This window comes from Streptococcus infantis (genome assembly GCF_047463655.1).
Taxonomy (GTDB): Bacteria; Bacillota; Bacilli; order Lactobacillales; family Streptococcaceae; genus Streptococcus; species Streptococcus infantis_Z.
Genome location: NZ_JASHDM010000016.1, coordinates 26,214 through 44,321 on the forward strand (window position 1 = coordinate 26,214; position 18,108 = coordinate 44,321).

At 34.7% G+C, this 18,108-nt stretch carries 17 protein-coding genes, 1 tRNA gene and 1 pseudogene; 16 read left to right on the forward strand and 3 right to left on the reverse strand.

What is annotated here, in order from left to right; all coding sequences use genetic code 11:
* Window positions 1-17: 17 nt before the first annotated feature.
* The 3 genes from QM877_RS09305 to rlmH all read right to left on the reverse strand — a co-directional run bounded on the left by QM877_RS09305 (window position 18) and on the right by rlmH (window position 912).
* A complete protein-coding gene (locus tag QM877_RS09305; protein WP_080979250.1) occupies window positions 18-152 on the reverse strand; it encodes a ComC/BlpC family leader-containing pheromone/bacteriocin in 135 nt (44 codons plus the stop codon).
* A gap of 163 nt (window positions 153-315) precedes the next feature.
* Window positions 316-389: transfer RNA gene (locus QM877_RS09310), tRNA-Arg, on the reverse strand.
* A gap of 43 nt (window positions 390-432) precedes the next feature.
* Window positions 433-912: a 23S rRNA (pseudouridine(1915)-N(3))-methyltransferase RlmH gene (gene rlmH, locus QM877_RS09315; RefSeq protein ID WP_075230577.1), complete on the reverse strand. Its 480-nt coding sequence runs from the start codon at window positions 910-912 to the stop codon at window positions 433-435.
* Between the two features lie 184 nt (window positions 913-1,096).
* On the opposite strand from rlmH, the gene QM877_RS09320 reads away from it, so the two are divergent.
* The 16 genes and pseudogenes from QM877_RS09320 to QM877_RS09395 all read left to right on the forward strand — a co-directional run.
* Window positions 1,097-2,281, forward strand: coding sequence for a S1C family serine protease (locus QM877_RS09320; protein WP_075228915.1), 1,185 nt, complete (start codon window positions 1,097-1,099; stop codon window positions 2,279-2,281).
* Window positions 2,282-2,337: 56 nt separating this feature from the next.
* Window positions 2,338-3,096 (forward strand): ParB/RepB/Spo0J family partition protein, encoded by a 759-nt coding sequence (locus tag QM877_RS09325; RefSeq protein ID WP_414318240.1) that lies wholly within the window; start codon window positions 2,338-2,340, stop codon window positions 3,094-3,096.
* Between the two features lie 221 nt (window positions 3,097-3,317).
* The gene (gene dnaA / locus QM877_RS09330; protein WP_414318241.1) at window positions 3,318-4,673 is read left to right on the forward strand and encodes a chromosomal replication initiator protein DnaA; all 1,356 of its coding nucleotides are present in this window, start codon (window positions 3,318-3,320) and stop codon (window positions 4,671-4,673) included.
* 157 nt (window positions 4,674-4,830) lie between these two features.
* Window positions 4,831-5,967, forward strand: a complete 1,137-nt coding sequence (dnaN, locus tag QM877_RS09335) for a DNA polymerase III subunit beta (protein WP_414318242.1) — start codon at window positions 4,831-4,833, stop codon at window positions 5,965-5,967.
* Window positions 5,968-6,033: 66 nt separating this feature from the next.
* The gene (locus tag QM877_RS09340) at window positions 6,034-6,228 is read left to right on the forward strand and encodes a DUF951 domain-containing protein (RefSeq protein ID WP_000285188.1); all 195 of its coding nucleotides are present in this window, start codon (window positions 6,034-6,036) and stop codon (window positions 6,226-6,228) included.
* An 85-nt stretch (window positions 6,229-6,313) separates the two neighbouring features.
* Window positions 6,314-7,429 (forward strand): redox-regulated ATPase YchF, encoded by a 1,116-nt coding sequence (gene ychF, locus QM877_RS09345; protein ID WP_414318243.1) that lies wholly within the window; start codon window positions 6,314-6,316, stop codon window positions 7,427-7,429.
* Window positions 7,430-7,501: 72 nt separating this feature from the next.
* Window positions 7,502-8,071, forward strand: coding sequence for an aminoacyl-tRNA hydrolase (pth, locus tag QM877_RS09350; RefSeq protein WP_414318244.1), 570 nt, complete (start codon window positions 7,502-7,504; stop codon window positions 8,069-8,071).
* Window positions 8,064-11,567 (forward strand): transcription-repair coupling factor, encoded by a 3,504-nt coding sequence (gene mfd / locus QM877_RS09355; protein WP_414318245.1) that lies wholly within the window; start codon window positions 8,064-8,066, stop codon window positions 11,565-11,567. The genes pth and mfd overlap by 8 nt, the downstream gene beginning before the upstream one ends.
* A 64-nt stretch (window positions 11,568-11,631) precedes the next feature.
* Window positions 11,632-11,898, forward strand: coding sequence for an RNA-binding S4 domain-containing protein (locus QM877_RS09360; protein WP_414318246.1), 267 nt, complete (start codon window positions 11,632-11,634; stop codon window positions 11,896-11,898).
* Entirely contained in the window at window positions 11,891-12,259 is a 369-nt protein-coding gene (locus QM877_RS09365) for a septum formation initiator family protein (protein ID WP_000277028.1), read from the forward strand. The genes QM877_RS09360 and QM877_RS09365 overlap by 8 nt, the downstream gene beginning before the upstream one ends.
* 6 nt (window positions 12,260-12,265) lie before the next feature.
* Window positions 12,266-12,388: an SP_0009 family protein gene (locus QM877_RS09370; protein ID WP_045762396.1), complete on the forward strand. Its 123-nt coding sequence runs from the start codon at window positions 12,266-12,268 to the stop codon at window positions 12,386-12,388.
* Window positions 12,381-13,649 (forward strand): serine hydrolase, encoded by a 1,269-nt coding sequence (locus tag QM877_RS09375; protein WP_414318247.1) that lies wholly within the window; start codon window positions 12,381-12,383, stop codon window positions 13,647-13,649. Before QM877_RS09370 ends, QM877_RS09375 begins: the two co-directional genes overlap by 8 nt.
* On the forward strand, window positions 13,646-14,923 hold the full coding sequence (gene tilS, locus QM877_RS09380; RefSeq protein ID WP_414318248.1) for a tRNA lysidine(34) synthetase TilS: 1,278 nt from the start codon (window positions 13,646-13,648) through the stop codon (window positions 14,921-14,923). The genes QM877_RS09375 and tilS overlap by 4 nt, the downstream gene beginning before the upstream one ends.
* A gap of 4 nt (window positions 14,924-14,927) precedes the next feature.
* Complete coding sequence (gene hpt / locus QM877_RS09385; RefSeq protein WP_000890189.1) at window positions 14,928-15,470, forward strand: hypoxanthine phosphoribosyltransferase; 543 nt, start codon at window positions 14,928-14,930, stop codon at window positions 15,468-15,470.
* Window positions 15,471-15,486: 16 nt separating this feature from the next.
* Window positions 15,487-17,445: an ATP-dependent zinc metalloprotease FtsH gene (ftsH, locus tag QM877_RS09390; protein WP_001171816.1), complete on the forward strand. Its 1,959-nt coding sequence runs from the start codon at window positions 15,487-15,489 to the stop codon at window positions 17,443-17,445.
* A gap of 283 nt (window positions 17,446-17,728) precedes the next feature.
* Window positions 17,729-17,971 (forward strand): annotated as a pseudogene (locus tag QM877_RS09395) (sigma-70 family RNA polymerase sigma factor); the annotation flags it as partial.
* Between the last annotated feature and the right edge of the window lie 137 nt (window positions 17,972-18,108).

Here is an 18,108-nt window from a genome sequence, read left to right on the forward strand (position 1 = left end):
CCCACCTTTATTTTTACTTACTTACTTTTTGAAAAAAGAAAATTATTTATTGTATACATAGGTCTCCATTCCCCACCTCTAATTTCCTGCAGTTCTTTTTCATTCAATTCTTGGAAATCTTTCATTTGAGCAAAATCTGTATTCTTTTTCATAATATAAACTCCTATAATGTTTTTCTTGTAAATTAACTTACAAAAATATTATATAAAATCTACGATACCTATAGAGAATTATTTCTCAAATGCTCAAATTTTATTCTGAAATGTCAAATTTTTACAAAAAAAGCTGGGATTTTTTCCCAGCTTACGATTTAACTGATCCCAGCAGGATTCGAACCTGCGACCGTTCGCTTAGAAGGCGAATGCTCTATCCAGCTGAGCTATGAGACCTTACCTATCTATCTTATCAAAAAAAGCTAGCTTAGTCAATCATCTATTTGTGATAGGGTGAGCCTTGTTGAATCGAAAATGCTCTATAGATTTGTTCTACTAAGACTAGTCTCATCAGTTGATGAGGAAGCGTTAATCTCCCAAAACTAACAGAGAGATTGGCTCTCTTTTTCACCTCTGGAGAGAGTCCTAAACTCCCACCAATGATAAAAGTGATTGTCGAAAATCCATTAATGGAGGCTCTTTCAAGCTGCTTGCTGAATTCTTCAGAAGAAAAAGTTGTTCCTTCAATAGCTAAAACAACTACAAAATCACGATCTCCTACTTTAGAAAGAATGCGGTTCCCTTCCAACTCCAAAATCTTTTGATTTTCAGATTCGCTAGCCCGATCTGGTGTTTTTTCATCTGTCAACTCAATCATTTCTAAATTAGCAAAGCGTGAAATCCTTTTGGAATATTCAGCTATGCCATCTTTGAGATATTTTTCTTTCAGTTTTCCAACTGTTACCACTTTAATTTTCATTCTTCTATTCTAACATATTCACACTCAATTTCACATCTTATTCACAGAGAAGATTTTGAAAAAATTCAATAAATTCACAGGTTTTTGAAAGTTATCCACAAGTTGTGAAAAACTTTCTTTCTTTAAGCTTGGATTAAGCTAGCTATTTTATACTTTCATTGATTAAAAAAACATGGAGGCTTCTATGAAAAACTTACAAACTAGTTCCAAAAAATGGGGACAACTTTTATTAGTCATTCTCATTAGCTTTTTTAGTGGTGTTTTAGGTAGTTTTACGACATTGCAACTAAGTCAAAAACAAAACACTAGTCCAACAAATACCACCACTGTCAGCAAAACAGCTGTAAAAAATGAAAACTCAACTACACAGGCAGTCGATAAAGTTAAAGATGCTGTGGTATCTGTCATTACTTACTCTGCAAACTCCCAAAATAGTTTATTTGGATCTGCAGAAACTGATACAGATACAAATACTGAGCAAGTTTCTAGCGAAGGTTCTGGAGTTATTTATAAAAAAGAAGGTAACTTTGCTTACCTCGTAACCAATACTCACGTTATCAGTGGAGCTAAAAAAGTAGATATTCGTTTAGCTGACGGAACCAAAGTTCCAGGTGAAATTGTCGGTTCTGATACTTATTCTGACATTGCAGTTGTAAAAATTGCTGCAGATAAGGTGACTACAGTAGCCGAATTTGGAGATTCTGATCAACTAACAGTCGGAGAGACTGCCATTGCAATCGGAAGCCCTCTAGGTTCTGAATACGCCAATACCGTGACACAAGGCATCGTGTCAAGTTTAAATAGAAATGTTTCTTTAAAATCTGAAGATGGACAAGCTATCTCTACAAAGGCTATCCAAACAGATACAGCCATCAACCCTGGAAACTCTGGCGGTCCCTTAATCAATATTCAGGGACAAGTAATCGGAATTACATCTAGTAAAATAGCCACAAACGGTGGAACTTCTGTGGAAGGACTTGGATTTGCGATTCCTTCAAACGATGCCATCAATATTATCAATCAATTGGAAAAGAATGGAAAAGTCACTCGACCAGCCTTGGGCATTCAAATGGTCAACCTTTCAAATCTTAGTAGCACTGATTTACAAAGATTGAATGTACCATCAAGTGTCACTGCAGGAGTAGTTGTTCGTTCTGTTATAACTAGTATGCCTGCCAATGGACATCTACAACAATATGACGTCATTACAAAAGTAGATGATAAAGCTATTTCTTCAACTACTGAATTACAAAGTGCTCTATATAGTCATTCTATCGGAGATAGCATGACCATTACATACTACCGTAATGGTAAAGAAGAAACAACTACCATTAAATTAGATAAGAGTACTAGTGATTTGGAACAATAGTTTACAGATATGTAAAGTTGCTTTACAGAATATCTAAGTTATGATAATGTAGAATTATGGAAGAATTTAAAATTGTTCAAATAAAGGATATTCAAAAAAATCCCTATCAACCTCGTAAGGAATTTTCAGAAGAAAAAATACAAGAGTTGGCACAATCCATTAAGGAAAACGGCTTGATTCAGCCAATTATCGTTAGAAAATCTCCAGTACTTGGATACGAAATTTTAGCTGGAGAAAGGCGGTATCGTGCTTCAATAGCTGCCGGACTTTCAGAAGTTCCAGTTATTGTTAAGCAACTTTCTGATCAAGATATGATGCTTCATTCTATCATTGAGAATCTCCAACGCGAAAATTTAAATCCTATCGAGGAAGCTAAAGCATATCAATCCTTAATTGATAAAGGTTTTACCCACACAGAAATTGCTGAAAAAATGGGAAAATCTCGACCTTATATTACAAACCTAGTTCGATTATTAGGACTACCTAAACATATCCTTATAGAGGTTGAAAGTGGAAAAATTTCCCAAGCTCATGCTAGACTCCTCATTCAATTATCAAGTGATAAACAAGATAAACTCTTGAATCGTATTCAAACAGAAAATCTCTCTGTTCGACAAGTTGAACAAATACTACAAAAAACGAAGAAGAGCAGCAAAAAAGAAAAAGATCACTTTGTCAAAGAGGAAGAGCAAAAATTGAAAAAAATACTCGGATTAGATGTTCAGATTAGCCTTCAAAAAAAAGATAGTGGTAAAATTACTATTTTCTTCCATAACCAAGATGAATACCAACAATTTATTAACAGCCTGAAATAAGGCTGTTATTTTAGTATTCTTAACGAACATAGTTATCCACTGCATTTTAGTTTTTAAAAGCCCAGTATTTCAGAAATTTTCTTAGTTATCCACATTTTGTGGATAACAGTTAAAAACATTGTTAATTGTTTTCCACAACTTGTGGAAAAATAATCTTATCTATGGTAAAATGATTCTATCAATAAACCTTTTAAATTCTATAGTAAAGGAGGAGGAAATCATTGAAGGAAAAACAATTTTGGAATCGTCTTTTAGAACTTGCACATGATAAATTAACTCAGTCAGTTTATGATTTCTATATTTTAGACGCAAAACTGGTTAAAGTTGAAGAAGATACTGCAACGATTTTCTTACCCCGCGATGAAATGCAGATATTCTGGGAACGAAATATCAATGGAATGCTTTTAGCAGCAGGTTTTGAAATCTATGATACTGAAATAAAAGCCCATTATGTCTTCACGAAAGTTGAAGAAGCTAGCTCACAAGTATCTTTCGAGTCTGAACCTGGCAACGATTATCAACCAATTCCATCCACTATTCCATATTCTGAAACTGGACTGAAGGAAAAGTATACTTTCGATAATTTTGTTCAAGGGGATGGTAATGTTTGGGCTAAGTCTGCTGCTTTGGCTGTTTCTGAAGATCCTGGATTAACTTACAATCCTCTATTTATCTACGGAGGGCCTGGACTTGGAAAAACTCACCTGTTAAATGCCCTTGGAAATGAAATTCTAAAAAAGAGCCCAAATGCGCGTGTAAAATACATACCTGCTGAAAGTTTTATTAATGAATTTCTAGAGCATTTGAGACTTAATGATATGGAAAAATTCAAGAAAACTTACCGTAGTTTAGACCTCCTACTCATTGATGATATTCAATCACTTAGTGGAAAGAAAGTACAAACTCAGGAAGAGTTTTTCAATACATTTAACGCCCTTCACAATAATAATAAACAGATTGTTTTAACGAGTGACCGTAGACCTGAACATTTAGAGAGTCTACCTGAACGTCTGGTCACGCGCTTCTCGTGGGGATTAACGACAGATATCACACCACCTGATTTTGAAACACGTATTGCGATTTTACAGAGTAAGACTGAACATCTCAACTATCATTTTCAGAATGATACACTCGAATATTTGGCTGGACAATTTGACTCTAACGTGCGAGAACTCGAAGGAGCACTCAACGATATCAGCCTAATGGCCAAAGTCAAAAAGATTAACGATATCACAGTTGACATTGCAGCTGAAGCTATTCGTGCTCGTAAACAAGACGTTAGCAAAATGATCGTGATTCCAATTGATAAAATCCAGACAGAAGTTGGAAACTTCTATGGTGTTAGTGTCAAGGAAATGAAAGGAACTAGACGTGTTCAAAATATCGTTTTAGCCCGTCAAGTTGCCATGTATCTAGCCAGAGAAATGACTGATAATAGCCTTCCTAAGATTGGAAAAGAGTTTGGTGGTAAAGACCACACAACGGTCATTCACGCTCATGGAAAAATCAAATCCATGCTTGAAACAGATGATAATTTACGTATAGAAATTGAAAACATCAAAAAGAAAATTAAATAACTTGTGGGTAACTTTTTAAAAAATCTCTTATTTATCCACATCTTTTAAACAAGGCTCTGTCCTTGAGTTTTCTTGATTACAAGTGTTTTTCCACAGATTTCACACGCTCTATTATTACTATTATCCTTCTAATAATAAAAAGAATAAAGGAGAATCCATGATTCATTTTTCAATTAATAAAAACTTATTTTTACAAGCTTTAAATACAACAAAGAGAGCTATTAGCTCAAAAAATGCCATTCCTATTTTATCGACTGTAAAAATTGATGTTACCAATGAAGGAATTACCTTGATTGGATCAAATGGTCAAATCTCAATCGAAAATTTTATCTCGCAAAAAAATGAAAATGCAGGTCTCTTGATTAACTCTTTAGGTTCAGTTCTACTGGAAGCTTCTTTCTTTATCAATGTTGTTTCAAGTCTTCCAGATGTAACACTTGATTTTAAAGAGATTGAACAAAAGCAAATTGTCTTAACTAGTGGAAAATCAGAGATTACTCTTAAAGGAAAAGATAGTGAGCAATATCCACGTATTCAGGAAATTTCTGCAAGCAATCCTTTAGTTCTTGAAACAAAACTTCTTAAAAAGATTATCAATGAAACAGCTTTTGCAGCTAGTACCCAAGAAAGCCGTCCTATTTTGACAGGTGTCCACTTTGTTTTAAGCAACCACAAAGAATTAAAAACAGTTGCGACAGATTCTCACCGTCTTAGTCAGAAAAAGTTGACTCTTGAAAAAAATAGCGATGATTTTGATGTTGTCATCCCAAGTCGTTCGCTACGCGAATTTTCAGCTGTTTTTACGGATGATATCGAAACAGTAGAGATTTTCTTCGCCAATAATCAAATTCTCTTTAGAAGTGAAAATATTAGCTTCTACACACGTCTCTTAGAAGGAAATTATCCAGATACCGATCGATTGATTCCAACAGATTTCAATACAACAGTGACTTTTGATGTTGCTAAACTACGCCAGTCTATGGAACGTGCTCGCCTCTTATCAAGTGCGACACAAAATGGTACTGTTAAATTAGAAATCAAAGAAGAAGTTGTAAGTGCTCATGTTCACTCTCCAGAAGTAGGGAAAGTAAACGAAGAAATTGATACTGAAAATGTAAGTGGTGCTGATTTGACAATTAGTTTCAACCCAACTTATTTGATTGAAGCACTAAAAGCTTTGAATAGCGAAAAAGTTACAATCAGCTTTATTTCAGCAGTTCGTCCATTTACTCTGGTTCCAGCTGATACAGATGAAGAGTTCATGCAGCTCATCACGCCAGTTCGTACAAATTAATGGAAAGAGGTTGAGCCTAGCTCGCCTCTTTTATGATATAATCAAAAAAAGAAAAGGAGATTAACTATGTATCAAGTTGGAAATTTTGTTGAAATGAAAAAACCACACGCTTGTACAATCAAATCAACAGGTAAAAAAGCCAATCGTTGGGAAATTACCCGTGTTGGAGCTGATATCAAAATAAAATGTAGCAATTGTGATCATGTGGTCATGATGAGTCGCTATGATTTTGAAAGAAAAATGAACAAAATCATCGACTAGGAACCCCATAGTAAGAGGGTTAGCAAGTTTTCCCTTTTTGTGTTATAATATTGAAGATTGAAATGTGAACGGAGAATGAGAAACTATGGCTTTAACAGCAGGTATTGTAGGTTTACCAAACGTTGGTAAATCAACCCTATTTAATGCAATTACAAAAGCAGGAGCAGAGGCTGCAAACTATCCTTTTGCGACCATTGATCCAAACGTTGGAATGGTAGAAGTTCCAGATGAACGCCTCCAAAAATTGACGGAAATGATTACTCCTAAAAAGACAGTTCCAACAACCTTTGAATTTACAGATATTGCAGGGATTGTAAAAGGAGCATCAAGAGGAGAAGGTCTTGGAAATAAATTCTTGGCCAACATCCGTGAAGTTGATGCGATTGTTCATGTGGTTCGTGCCTTTGATGATGAAAATGTCATGCGTGAGCAAGGTCGTGAAGATGCCTTTGTGGATCCGCTAGCAGATATTGATACCATTAACCTAGAGTTGATTCTTGCTGATTTAGAATCAGTCAATAAACGCTATGCGCGTGTAGAAAAAATGGCGCGTACGCAAAAAGATAAGGAATCAGTTGCAGAATTTAACGTTCTCCAAAAGATTAAACCTGTTCTTGAAGACGGTAAATCAGCTCGTACCATTGAATTTACAGATGAAGAGCAAAAAGTAGTCAAAGGTCTTTTCCTTTTGACAACAAAACCTGTTCTTTATGTAGCTAACGTTGATGAGGATGTGGTTGGAGACCCAGAATCTATCGATTATGTGAAGCAAATTCGTGAATTCGCAGCAACAGAAAATGCAGAGGTAGTAGTTATTTCTGCGCGTGCTGAAGAAGAAATTTCTGAATTGGACGATGAAGATAAAAAAGAGTTTCTTGAAGCCATTGGTTTGACAGAATCAGGTGTAGATAAGTTGACTCGAGCTGCTTATCATCTACTAGGACTTGGAACTTACTTCACAGCTGGTGAAAAAGAAGTTCGTGCGTGGACCTTTAAACGTGGTATGAAAGCTCCTCAAGCTGCTGGTATCATTCACTCTGACTTCGAAAAAGGCTTTATTCGTGCAGTGACCATGTCTTATGATGATCTAATTAAATATGGATCTGAAAAGGCTGTAAAAGAAGCTGGACGCTTGCGTGAAGAAGGAAAAGAATATGTCGTGCAAGATGGCGATATTATGGAATTCCGCTTTAATGTTTAATTAATATTTAAAATAATGTCAATTAGGTTGGAAAAAAATTCCAACCCTTTTGGCTTTTGAAAGGAAATTTTAATGACAAAATTACTTGTAGGATTGGGAAATCCAGGGGATAAATATTTTGAGACAAAGCATAATGTTGGTTTTATGTTGATTGACCAACTAGCAAAAAAACAGAATGTATCCTTTACACACGATAAAATATTCCAAGCTGAATTAGCTTCATTTTTCCTTAACGGTGAAAAAATTTATCTGGTGAAACCGACGACTTTTATGAATGAAAGTGGAAAAGCTGTTCATGCATTATTAACCTACTATGGTTTAGATATTGAAGATTTACTGATTATTTACGATGATCTTGACATGGAAGTCGGAAAAATTCGTCTTCGTGCTAAAGGATCAGCTGGTGGTCATAATGGAATTAAGTCGATTATTCAACATATTGGTACACAGGTTTTCAATCGTGTAAAGATTGGCATTGGAAGACCTAAAAAAGGAATGTCAGTAGTTAATCATGTTTTGACTAAGTTTGATCAGGAAGATTATATCGGTATTTTACAGTCAATTGACAAGGTTGACGATGCTGTAAATTATTATTTACAAGAAAAAAACTTTGAAAAGACGATGCAGAAATATAATGGATAAGGAAATGGCATTAATCGATTTCTTTTTAGAGAATAAACAAATTCTATCTTGGCATGAGAACTTACCACAGAAACAAAGACAATTATTGCTAGGTCTTTCTGGCTCAGCAAAATCTTTAGCGATTGCTAGTAGTCTGAAGAGTCAGGATAAGGTTTTAGTGATGACTTCCACATATGGAGAGGCTGAGCGTCTGATTAATGATCTAATCTCCATATTAGGTTCGGATCTGGTTTATCCATTTCTAGTAGATGATTCACCAATGGTTGAATTTTTGGTATCATCTCAGGAAAAGATTTTTTCTCGGGTTGAAGCTTTGCGGTTTCTAAGAAATGAGTCTCAAAGAGGGATTTTAGTTTGTAACGTCGCAGCTAGTCGAGTATTCTTGCCGAATCCTCAAGTTTTTGATGATAGTATCTTAGAACTTCAAGTGGGGCAAGAATGCGAACAAAGAGAATTAAAAAATCACTTGATTTCTCTTGGTTATAAGAAAGTTACACAAGTTCAAAGTCAGGGAGAATTTAGCCTTCGTGGAGATATTCTAGATATATTTGAAACCTCTCAAATTTGTCCTTATCGGATTGAATTTTTCGGTGATGAGATTGATGGCATTAGAGAATTTGATACTGAAACTCAATTATCAAAAGATAGTAAAACTCAAGTACTAATCTATCCAGCTAGTGATATTTTATTAACGAATGAAGATTATCATCGTGGTCAGAAATTTTTAGAACATGAGATTGATAAGGCACTTTCTCCAACTTTAAAGTCTTACCTAGAAGAAGTTTTTAGTTGTACGAAAGAGCAAGTTCTTCATGCAGATATTCGCAAGTTTTTGTCTGTATTTTATAAAAAACAGTGGACCTTGATAGACTATTTGAATCAAGTTCCCGTTATATTTGACGATTTTCAAAAAATCATGAACCAGTACGATGCTTTTGATAAGGAAATAGCTAGCTACTTTACAGAAGATTTACATAACAGTAAAGCAGTATCAAGTTTACAATATTTTGCTGATGTAGAAAGTCAGTTTAAAAAATATGTACCAGCGACTTTCTTTTCAAATTTTCAAAAAGGGCTTGGAAATTTGAAATTTAATAATCTGTACCAGTTCAATCAATATCCTATACAAGAGTTCTTTAATCAGTTTTCTTTTCTGAAAGAAGAAATTGAACGTTACAAAAGATTAAAGTATACGGTTGTTCTTCAATCAAGTAGCAAAACTGAACTAAAGAAACTGTCAACGATTCTTGATGAATACGATATTAAAGTTGATAATAGTAATGAAAGTGAAATCTGTAAAGGAACTGTTAATCTTGTTGAAGGAAATCTTCGTCATGGATTTCACTTTGTAGATGAGAATCTTGTATTTATCACTGAATATGAAATTTTTAAAAAGAAGATTAAACGGAAATATCGAAGACAAAATATCAGTAACGCTGAACGATTAAAGGATTATAATGAACTCCAAAAAGGAGACTATGTTGTTCATCAAATCCATGGTATTGGTCAATATTTAGGAATTGAAACGATTGAAATAAAAGGAATTCATCGAGACTATGTAAGTGTTCTATATCAAAATGGAGACCGTATTTCCATCCCTGTGGAGCAGATACAGACTCTTTCTAAGTATGTTTCTAGTGATGGTAAGGCTCCAAAGTTAAACAAATTAAACGATGGACGTTTTAAAAAAGCGAAGCAAAAAGTAAAGAGTCAAGTTGAAGATATTGCAGATGATTTAATTAAGTTATATGCAGAGAGAAGTCAACTTAAAGGTTTTGCATTTTCAAAAGATGATGAAGAACAAAACGCTTTTGACGAAGCTTTCCCATATGTAGAGACTGAGGATCAACTTCGAAGTATCGAAGAGATTAAGAAAGATATGCAGGCTTCTCAACCGATGGATCGACTTTTAGTTGGAGATGTGGGTTTTGGTAAGACAGAAGTAGCAATGCGAGCTGCGTTTAAGGCTGTCAATGATCATAAACAGGTTGTCGTTTTAGTGCCAACAACCGTTCTTGCTCAGCAACATTACAGTAATTTTAAGGAAAGATTTGAACAATTTGCTGTCAACGTAGATGTTTTGAGTCGTTTCAGAAGTAAAAAAGAACAGACTGAAACACTTGAGAAGTTAAAAAAAGGTCAAGTAGACATCTTGATAGGGACCCATAGAGTCTTGTCTAAAGATGTTGAGTTTGCTGATTTGGGGTTGATGATTATTGATGAAGAGCAACGTTTTGGTGTTAAGCATAAGGAAGCTCTCAAGGAATTAAAAAAGAAGGTTGATGTCTTAACCTTGACAGCGACACCAATTCCTCGAACTCTTCATATGTCTATGCTAGGTATCCGAGATTTATCAGTCATAGAGACTCCTCCAACAAATCGATATCCTGTTCAAACCTACGTACTTGAACAGAATGATCGTATCATTCGTGATGCTGTATTGAGAGAAATGGATCGTGGTGGTCAAGTTTACTATCTTTACAATAAAGTTGACACTATTGAAAAGAAGGTTTCAGAGTTACAAGAACTTATTCCAGAAGCTTCTATTGGTTTTGTTCATGGTCAAATGAGTGAAATTCGCTTAGAAAATACACTTCTTGATTTCATTGAAGGACAATATGATATTTTAGTAACTACAACAATCATCGAGACAGGAGTAGATATTCCAAATGCTAATACCTTGTTTATAGAAAATGCAGATCATATGGGATTGTCAACCTTGTATCAATTAAGAGGTCGTGTTGGTCGTAGTAATCGAATTGCTTATGCTTATCTCATGTATCGTCCAGATAAAACTTTGACAGAAGTTTCTGAGAAGAGATTAGAAGCTATCAAAGGTTTTACTGAACTGGGTTCTGGTTTCAAAATTGCTATGCGTGATTTATCCATTCGTGGAGCTGGAAATCTTTTAGGAAGCTCTCAGTCTGGATTTATCGATTCTGTTGGTTTTGAGTTGTACTCTCAGTTGTTAGAAGAAGCAATAGCTAAGAAAAATGGAACTGACAAAAAACGTGAAAAAGGAAATGCTGAGTTACTCCTACAAATCGATGCCTATCTCCCAGATGATTATATATCGGATGAAAGACATAAAATTGAGATTTACAAGAGAATTCGTCAGATTGACAATCGTGTCAACTATGAAGAATTACAAGATGAGTTGATCGATCGTTTTGGAGAATATCCAGATGTGGTTGCTTATCTTTTAGAAATTGGATTAGCCAAAGCATATCTTGACAAAGTATTTGTCAATCGTGTAGAAAGAAAGGTTAATAAGCTGGTCATTCAATTTGAAAAAATTTCGCAACAATTATTTTTAACACAAGATTATTTCCAGGCTCTTTCTCAGACAAGTTTGAAGGCTAATATTTCAGAAAATCAAGGTTTAATCGAAGTTGTTTTTGATATTCGTAATAAAAAGGATTATGAGATTTTAGAAGGTCTTTTAACTTTTGGAGAATCATTAGCAAATATAAAAGAATCAAAAGAGTCACATTAGGAGTTATCTTTTTTCTTCTATAAAAAGGAGAAAAATGGTACAATAATAATTTGAGGTAATAAAAATGAGATTAGATAAATATTTAAAAGTATCAAGAATTATTAAGCGTCGTACAGTGGCTAAAGAAGTTGCAGATAAGGGACGTATCAAGGTAAATGGTATTCTTGCAAAGAGCTCTACAGATTTAAAAATCAATGACCAAGTTGAAATTCGTTTTGGAAATAAATTGTTGCTCGTAAAAGTGTTAGAAATGAAAGATAGCACTAAAAAAGAAGATGTTGCAGGTATGTATGAAATTATCAGCGAAACAAGGGTAGAAAACGATGTATAAAAAAATTGTACAAATGAATAATTCTTTTATTCAAAATGAACACCAACGTCGTAAATACTTGATGGAAGAACGACAAAGACGAAATCGTTTTATGGGCTGGGTTTTGATTTTGATTATGTTGTTGTTCATCCTACCAACCTATAATTTGACTCAAAGTTATCAGCAACTACTCGAACGTCGCCAACAGTTAGCCGATCTGAAAAAACAGTATCAAGAATTGAGCGATGAAAAAGATAAAGAATCAAATCTTGCAACCAAATTAAAGGATGAAACATACGCAGCCAAGTATTTGCGTGCAAAATATTACTATTCAAAATCATGGGAGGAAGTTTATACTATTCCGGACTTACTTCCTAGGTAATGTAAAATGGAAAATTTATTAGATATTGTAGAAAAGTTTTTAAGTCAATCAGATGAAAAATTAGAAGAGTTAGCTCAAAAAAATCATCTGTTACGGCTACAGGAAGAAGAGGAAAAAAAGAATGCGTAAATTTTTAGTGATATTACTACTTCCTATTTTTTTTAAAAGTGTACAAGTAGTAAGCACTGAGAATCCAGTTATCATTCCAAACCAAGAAGTTTATTCCTTAACCCACGCTTCGTATCATTTTTACTATCAAGATGTTATAGAATCTCCAAAATTTTATGGTGAAACGTCAGTTTATTCTACAGAAGATTTGATTAAAGAATCAGGAAAAGTCAATGCAGATACAAAATTATCTGTTTTAGAATGGAGATTAAATAAACAAGGACAGCCTGTGTTTAAATTGTCAAATAATCAATTTGTGATGGCTGATAAACGACTTTTATACGATAGTTCCATCGTAAACGATTTTTCTAAACGAGTATGGTTAGAACCAGGATTTGTCGTTTATAATAGTCCTTATGATCAACAAGAATTAAAGTCTACTTTAGCAGCTTATCAAGAGGTTGAAGTAGATATGTCTATTTTTGCTGAAGGTCATGAATTCTTACATATCAAACAAATTGGTTGGGTTTCGACGGATTACATTTCCAACGATGACAATCGTATCCAGAAAGTACAAGAGTTGTTATCTGCGAATTATCAAAATGAACAGTTTTCTATTTATGTTAAACAATTGAGCACGGGTAAGGAAGCTGGGATTAACGAAGATCAAAAAATGTACTCTGCTAGTGTTATGAAATTGCCTTATCTTTATTATGTTCAAGAAAAAATCAATCAAGGTGATTACCAACTTGACACGAAATTGAAGTACGTTTCTGAAGTAAATGATTTCCCTGGTTCTTATAAACCCGAAGGAAGTGGAAGCCTCCCTAAAACAGCGGACAATAAAGACTACACTCTCAAAGATTTAATTACAAAGACAGCGAAAGAATCTGACAATGTAGCTCATAATATTCTTGCTTATTATATTACGAATAAATCAGATGAAGCCTTTAAAAAAGAAATGGCTACTATCGCAAGTGAAGAGTGGAACGTAACAGAGAAGTTAGCTTCAGCTAAAATGGCTGGTCAAGTTATGGAATCTATTTATAATCAGAATGGTTTTGTTTTAGAATCTCTATCGCAAACAGCTTTTGATAATCAGAGGATTGCTAAGAATATTTCTGCTAAGGTAGCCCATAAAATTGGGGATGCAGATGAATTTAAACACGATGTAGGAATAGTCTATACAGATTCTCCTTTCATTATTTCAATCTTTACCAAAAATTCTGATTATGATACCATTTCTAAAATTGCTAAGGATGTCTATGAGGTCCTAAAATGAGAGACCAAGATTTTTTAAATCATTTTCTAGAAAAAGGTTATTTTAAAGATCATTCACGAGTTGTACTAGCCTTGTCTGGTGGATTGGATTCGATGTTTCTCTTTCACCTCCTATCAACCTACCAAGAAGAACTCGGGATAGAATTATTTTTAGCTCATGTAAACCATAAACAACGACCAGAATCAGATGATGAAGAAATTGAATTAAGAAAACTAGCTGAACAAGTTGGAGTTCCAATTTACGTAGCTCATTTTACTGGAGATTTTTCAGAAGCAAATGCTCGTCAATTTCGCTATGATTTTTTTAGAGAAGTAATGGAGAAAACGTCCTCTACAGCCCTTGTAACAGCTCATCATGCAGATGATCAGGTTGAGACGGTATTTATGCGAATGATTAGGGGTGTTAGATTACAACACTTATCAGCTATTAAAGAAAGACAAACGTTTGATAAGGGAGAATTAATTCGTCCGTTGCTATCTTTTTATAAGAAGGATTTTTCTGAAGTTGAGCATTTTGAAGATAGGACGAATGAAGAAAATTACTATTTTCGCAATCGAGTTCGTAATATTTACTTACCACAACTGGAAAAAGAAAATACTCAGGTAAAGAGAGCGTTTTTAGAGTTTGGAAAAGAAGTATCTGACTATCAAATTGCTCTGACTGAATTATCTCAAACAGTCAATGTGGAAGATTTAACTCAGTTTTTATTCTTTTCTGAGGCAACACAGCGAATTTTACTACAACAATACCTTAGTTGTTTTGCTGATTTAAATGTAACAAGAGAACAATTTCAAGAAATTCATCATATTTTAAAAACTAAGAGTCAATATCGCCATTGTATAAAAAATGGTTATGAACTTGTAAAAGAATACCAGCACTTTCAAATTTGTAAAATCAGACCAAAGTCTGATGAAAAAAGTAGTGAGTGTGTGTTAAACTATCAAAATCAAGTTCATTATGAAGGTTATTTATTTTCATTTGGAATCCCTCTAGAAGGTGAAAGTATTCAAAAGATGAATGTTTCTCGTGAAACAGCGTTGATTTTAAGGCATCGACAGCCTGGTGATTATTTGATAAAAAATGGTCATCGTAAAAAACTAAGGCGACTTTTTATTGATTTAAAAATTCCTAAAGAAAGACGAGAAAAAGCTATTATCATTGAGCAATTTGGAAAAATTTGTTCAGTTTTAGGAATTGAAATCAGTGATTTGAGTAAAAAAATGAAAAATGATATAATGAACACTGTACTTTATATAGAAAAAATAGATAGGTAAAATCATGTTAGAAAAAGATATCAAGAAAATTTTGATTTCACAAGATGAAATTACAGAAGCAGCTAAAAAATTGGGTGCTCAGTTGACAAAAGATTATGAGGGTAAAAATCCGATTTTAGTTGGAATTCTAAAAGGATCTATTCCTTTTATGGCAGAATTGGTGAAATATATTGATACACATCTTGAAATGGACTTTATGATGGTCTCTAGCTATCATGGTGGGACTGTAAGTAGTGGTGTCATTAATATTAAACAAGACGTAACTCAAGATATTAAAGGTCGACATGTTGTCTTTGTAGAAGATATCATTGACACTGGTCAAACCTTGAAAAGTTTGAAAGATATGTTTACTGCAAGAGAAGCAGCGTCTGTGAAGATTGTTACCATGCTTGATAAACCAGAAGGTCGCACTGTAGAAATCGAAGCAGATTATACATGTTTTACAATTCCAAATGAATTTGTTGTAGGCTATGGACTAGACTATAATGAAAACTATCGTAACCTTCCTTATGTAGGTGTATTGAAAGAGGAAGTTTACTCAAAATAGAAGGGTAAGTGTTTGAATGCAAAAACAAAATAATGGTTTCATAAAAAATCCATTTCTTTATTTGTTGATGATTTTCTTGCTAGTGACAGGATTCCAGTACTTTTTTGCTGGCAGATCCGCTGGTCATAGTCAACAAATTAAGTACTCAGAATTGGTTCAGGAAATCACTAACGACAATGTAAAAGAAATGACCTACCAACCAAGTGGTAGTGTTATTGAAGTGTATGGTGTCTACAAAACTGCTAAGACAGAGAAACAGGAAACGGGAATTCAATTTTTTACACCCTCTGCTACAAAAGTAGAGAAATTTACAAGTATTGTCCTCCCATCAGATACAACTGTAGCGGATTTGCAAAAGCTAGCAAGTGAACATCAAACACAAATTGAAGTAAAACACGAAAGCTCAAGTGGTATGTGGATTAACATCCTAGTTTCAGTAGTACCATTTGCTATCTTATTCTTCTTCCTCTTCTCTATGATGGGAAATATGGGCGGAAATAGTGGACGTAATCCAATGAGCTTTGGACGTAGTAAAGCTAAGGCTGCTAACAAAGAAGATATCAAAGTTCGCTTCTCAGATGTCGCAGGCGCAGAGGAAGAAAAACAAGAACTTGTTGAAGTTGTTGAATTCTTAAAAGATCCAAAACGATTTACAAAATTGGGTGCCCGGATTCCAGCTGGAGTTCTCTTAGAAGGACCTCCGGGAACTGGTAAAACATTACTTGCCAAAGCAGTCGCAGGAGAAGCTGGTGTACCATTCTTTAGTATTTCAGGTTCTGACTTTGTAGAAATGTTTGTCGGTGTCGGTGCGAGCCGTGTACGTTCTCTCTTTGAGGATGCAAAAAAAGCAGCACCAGCTATTATCTTCATTGATGAAATTGATGCCGTTGGTCGACAACGTGGTGTCGGTTTAGGTGGAGGTAATGATGAACGAGAACAAACCTTAAACCAACTCTTGATTGAAATGGATGGTTTTGAAGGAAATGAAGGAATTATTGTCATTGCGGCAACAAACCGTTCAGATGTTCTTGATCCGGCTCTACTTCGTCCAGGTCGTTTTGATAGAAAAGTATTAGTTGGTCGTCCAGATGTTAAGGGACGCGAAGCAATTTTGAAAGTCCATGCTAGAAATAAACCTTTAGCTGAAGATGTAGATTTGAAATTGGTAGCACAACAAACTCCAGGTTTTGTTGGTGCCGATTTGGAAAATGTATTGAACGAAGCAGCTTTGGTTGCAGCTCGTCGCAATAAATCAGTGATTGATGCTTCTGATATTGATGAAGCTGAAGATCGTGTTATCGCTGGACCATCTAAGAAAGACAAGACAGTTTCACAAAAAGAACGTGAATTGGTTGCCTACCATGAGGCAGGACACACTATTGTCGGTCTAGTATTGTCAAATGCCCGTGTTGTTCATAAAGTTACCATAGTACCACGTGGACGTGCAGGCGGATATATGATTGCACTTCCTAAGGAAGACCAAATGCTTCTATCTAAAGAAGATATGAAAGAACAATTAGCTGGCTTAATGGGTGGGCGTGTAGCTGAAGAGATTATCTTTAACGTCCAAACTACTGGAGCATCTAATGACTTCGAACAAGCGACTCAGATGGCGCGTGCAATGGTTACAGAGTATGGTATGAGTGAAAAACTTGGTCCAGTACAATATGAAGGAAGTCATGCCATGTTTGGTGCACAAAGTCCTCAAAAATCAATTTCAGAACAAACAGCTTATGAAATTGACGAAGAAGTTCGTTCATTATTGAATGAAGCACGAAACAAAGCTGCTGAAATTATCCAGTCAAATCGTGAAACTCACAAGCTGATTGCAGAAGCATTATTGAAATACGAAACATTGGATAGTACACAAATTAAATCTCTATACGAAACAGGAAAGATGCCTGAAACAGTAGAAGAGGAATCACATGCACTATCTTATGATGAAGTAAAATCAAAAATGAGCGAAGAAAATTAATTATCTAAAATACTATAAGCAGAGGAAGCACAAGTTTCCTCTGTTTTTTATAAAAAAATTGAGGAAACTCGAATTTATAGTGGATTGAATCTAGAAGAGTACACCACAACTGCTAAAAATATTTCTAGAAATTAGTTTGACTTTCCTAATTTCTCTGTTCATATCTTATTTCAATCCACTATAAATCAAAGATTTATATATATTTATATAATAGAAAACAAAATACAAGTTCACCTATGTTAATGCTCTCTTAGAGAAAATGATTCAAATTTTCTGAAAATAAGAGAGTCAAAAGCGTCGCCTAGACCGAATGGCTTATGAAGAAGTAGGGGAGATCAGCCATCGCCTACCAGAAGGAGGATTGTGGTTGGATGACTACTACGCCCTTCATGAATTGTTGAATATTTATAGAAGAAAATTACCAGAAGATAAACAAGAAGCCTACGAACGCCTCTGGGCAGACGAACGATTTAAAGGCCGCAAAGCCCTTCTCAGAGAGCTGAAGGAAGTAATTCAGGAGAAATGAAAAAAAGTTAAAAAAAGGTGTTGACAAAGTAAGAAAAGTCGGTATAATAGTAAGAGTTGAAAATAACAACTCCGGTCCGTTGGTCAAGGGGTTAAGACACCGCCTTTTCACGGCGGTAACACGGGTTCGAATCCCGT

What these genes read in the sequence shown, in the direction of transcription:
- QM877_RS09375 (WP_414318247.1), top strand. Translation starts at nt 12,381, where the DNA reads ATGCGTAAATTTTTAGTGATATTACTACTTCCTATTTTTTTTAAAAGT.
- mfd (WP_414318245.1), top strand. Translation starts at nt 8,064, where the DNA reads ATGGATAAGGAAATGGCATTAATCGATTTCTTTTTAGAGAATAAACAA.
- QM877_RS09320 (WP_075228915.1), top strand. Translation starts at nt 1,097, where the DNA reads ATGAAAAACTTACAAACTAGTTCCAAAAAATGGGGACAACTTTTATTA.
- QM877_RS09325 (WP_414318240.1), top strand. Translation starts at nt 2,338, where the DNA reads ATGGAAGAATTTAAAATTGTTCAAATAAAGGATATTCAAAAAAATCCC.
- QM877_RS09305 (WP_080979250.1), bottom strand. Translation starts at nt 152, where the DNA reads ATGAAAAAGAATACAGATTTTGCTCAAATGAAAGATTTCCAAGAATTG.
- pth (WP_414318244.1), top strand. Translation starts at nt 7,502, where the DNA reads ATGACAAAATTACTTGTAGGATTGGGAAATCCAGGGGATAAATATTTT.
- ftsH (WP_001171816.1), top strand. Translation starts at nt 15,487, where the DNA reads ATGCAAAAACAAAATAATGGTTTCATAAAAAATCCATTTCTTTATTTG.
- QM877_RS09360 (WP_414318246.1), top strand. Translation starts at nt 11,632, where the DNA reads ATGAGATTAGATAAATATTTAAAAGTATCAAGAATTATTAAGCGTCGT.
- QM877_RS09370 (WP_045762396.1), top strand. Translation starts at nt 12,266, where the DNA reads ATGGAAAATTTATTAGATATTGTAGAAAAGTTTTTAAGTCAATCAGAT.
- ychF (WP_414318243.1), top strand. Translation starts at nt 6,314, where the DNA reads ATGGCTTTAACAGCAGGTATTGTAGGTTTACCAAACGTTGGTAAATCA.
- hpt (WP_000890189.1), top strand. Translation starts at nt 14,928, where the DNA reads ATGTTAGAAAAAGATATCAAGAAAATTTTGATTTCACAAGATGAAATT.
- rlmH (WP_075230577.1), bottom strand. Translation starts at nt 912, where the DNA reads ATGAAAATTAAAGTGGTAACAGTTGGAAAACTGAAAGAAAAATATCTC.
- QM877_RS09365 (WP_000277028.1), top strand. Translation starts at nt 11,891, where the DNA reads ATGTATAAAAAAATTGTACAAATGAATAATTCTTTTATTCAAAATGAA.
- QM877_RS09340 (WP_000285188.1), top strand. Translation starts at nt 6,034, where the DNA reads ATGTATCAAGTTGGAAATTTTGTTGAAATGAAAAAACCACACGCTTGT.
- tilS (WP_414318248.1), top strand. Translation starts at nt 13,646, where the DNA reads ATGAGAGACCAAGATTTTTTAAATCATTTTCTAGAAAAAGGTTATTTT.
- dnaN (WP_414318242.1), top strand. Translation starts at nt 4,831, where the DNA reads ATGATTCATTTTTCAATTAATAAAAACTTATTTTTACAAGCTTTAAAT.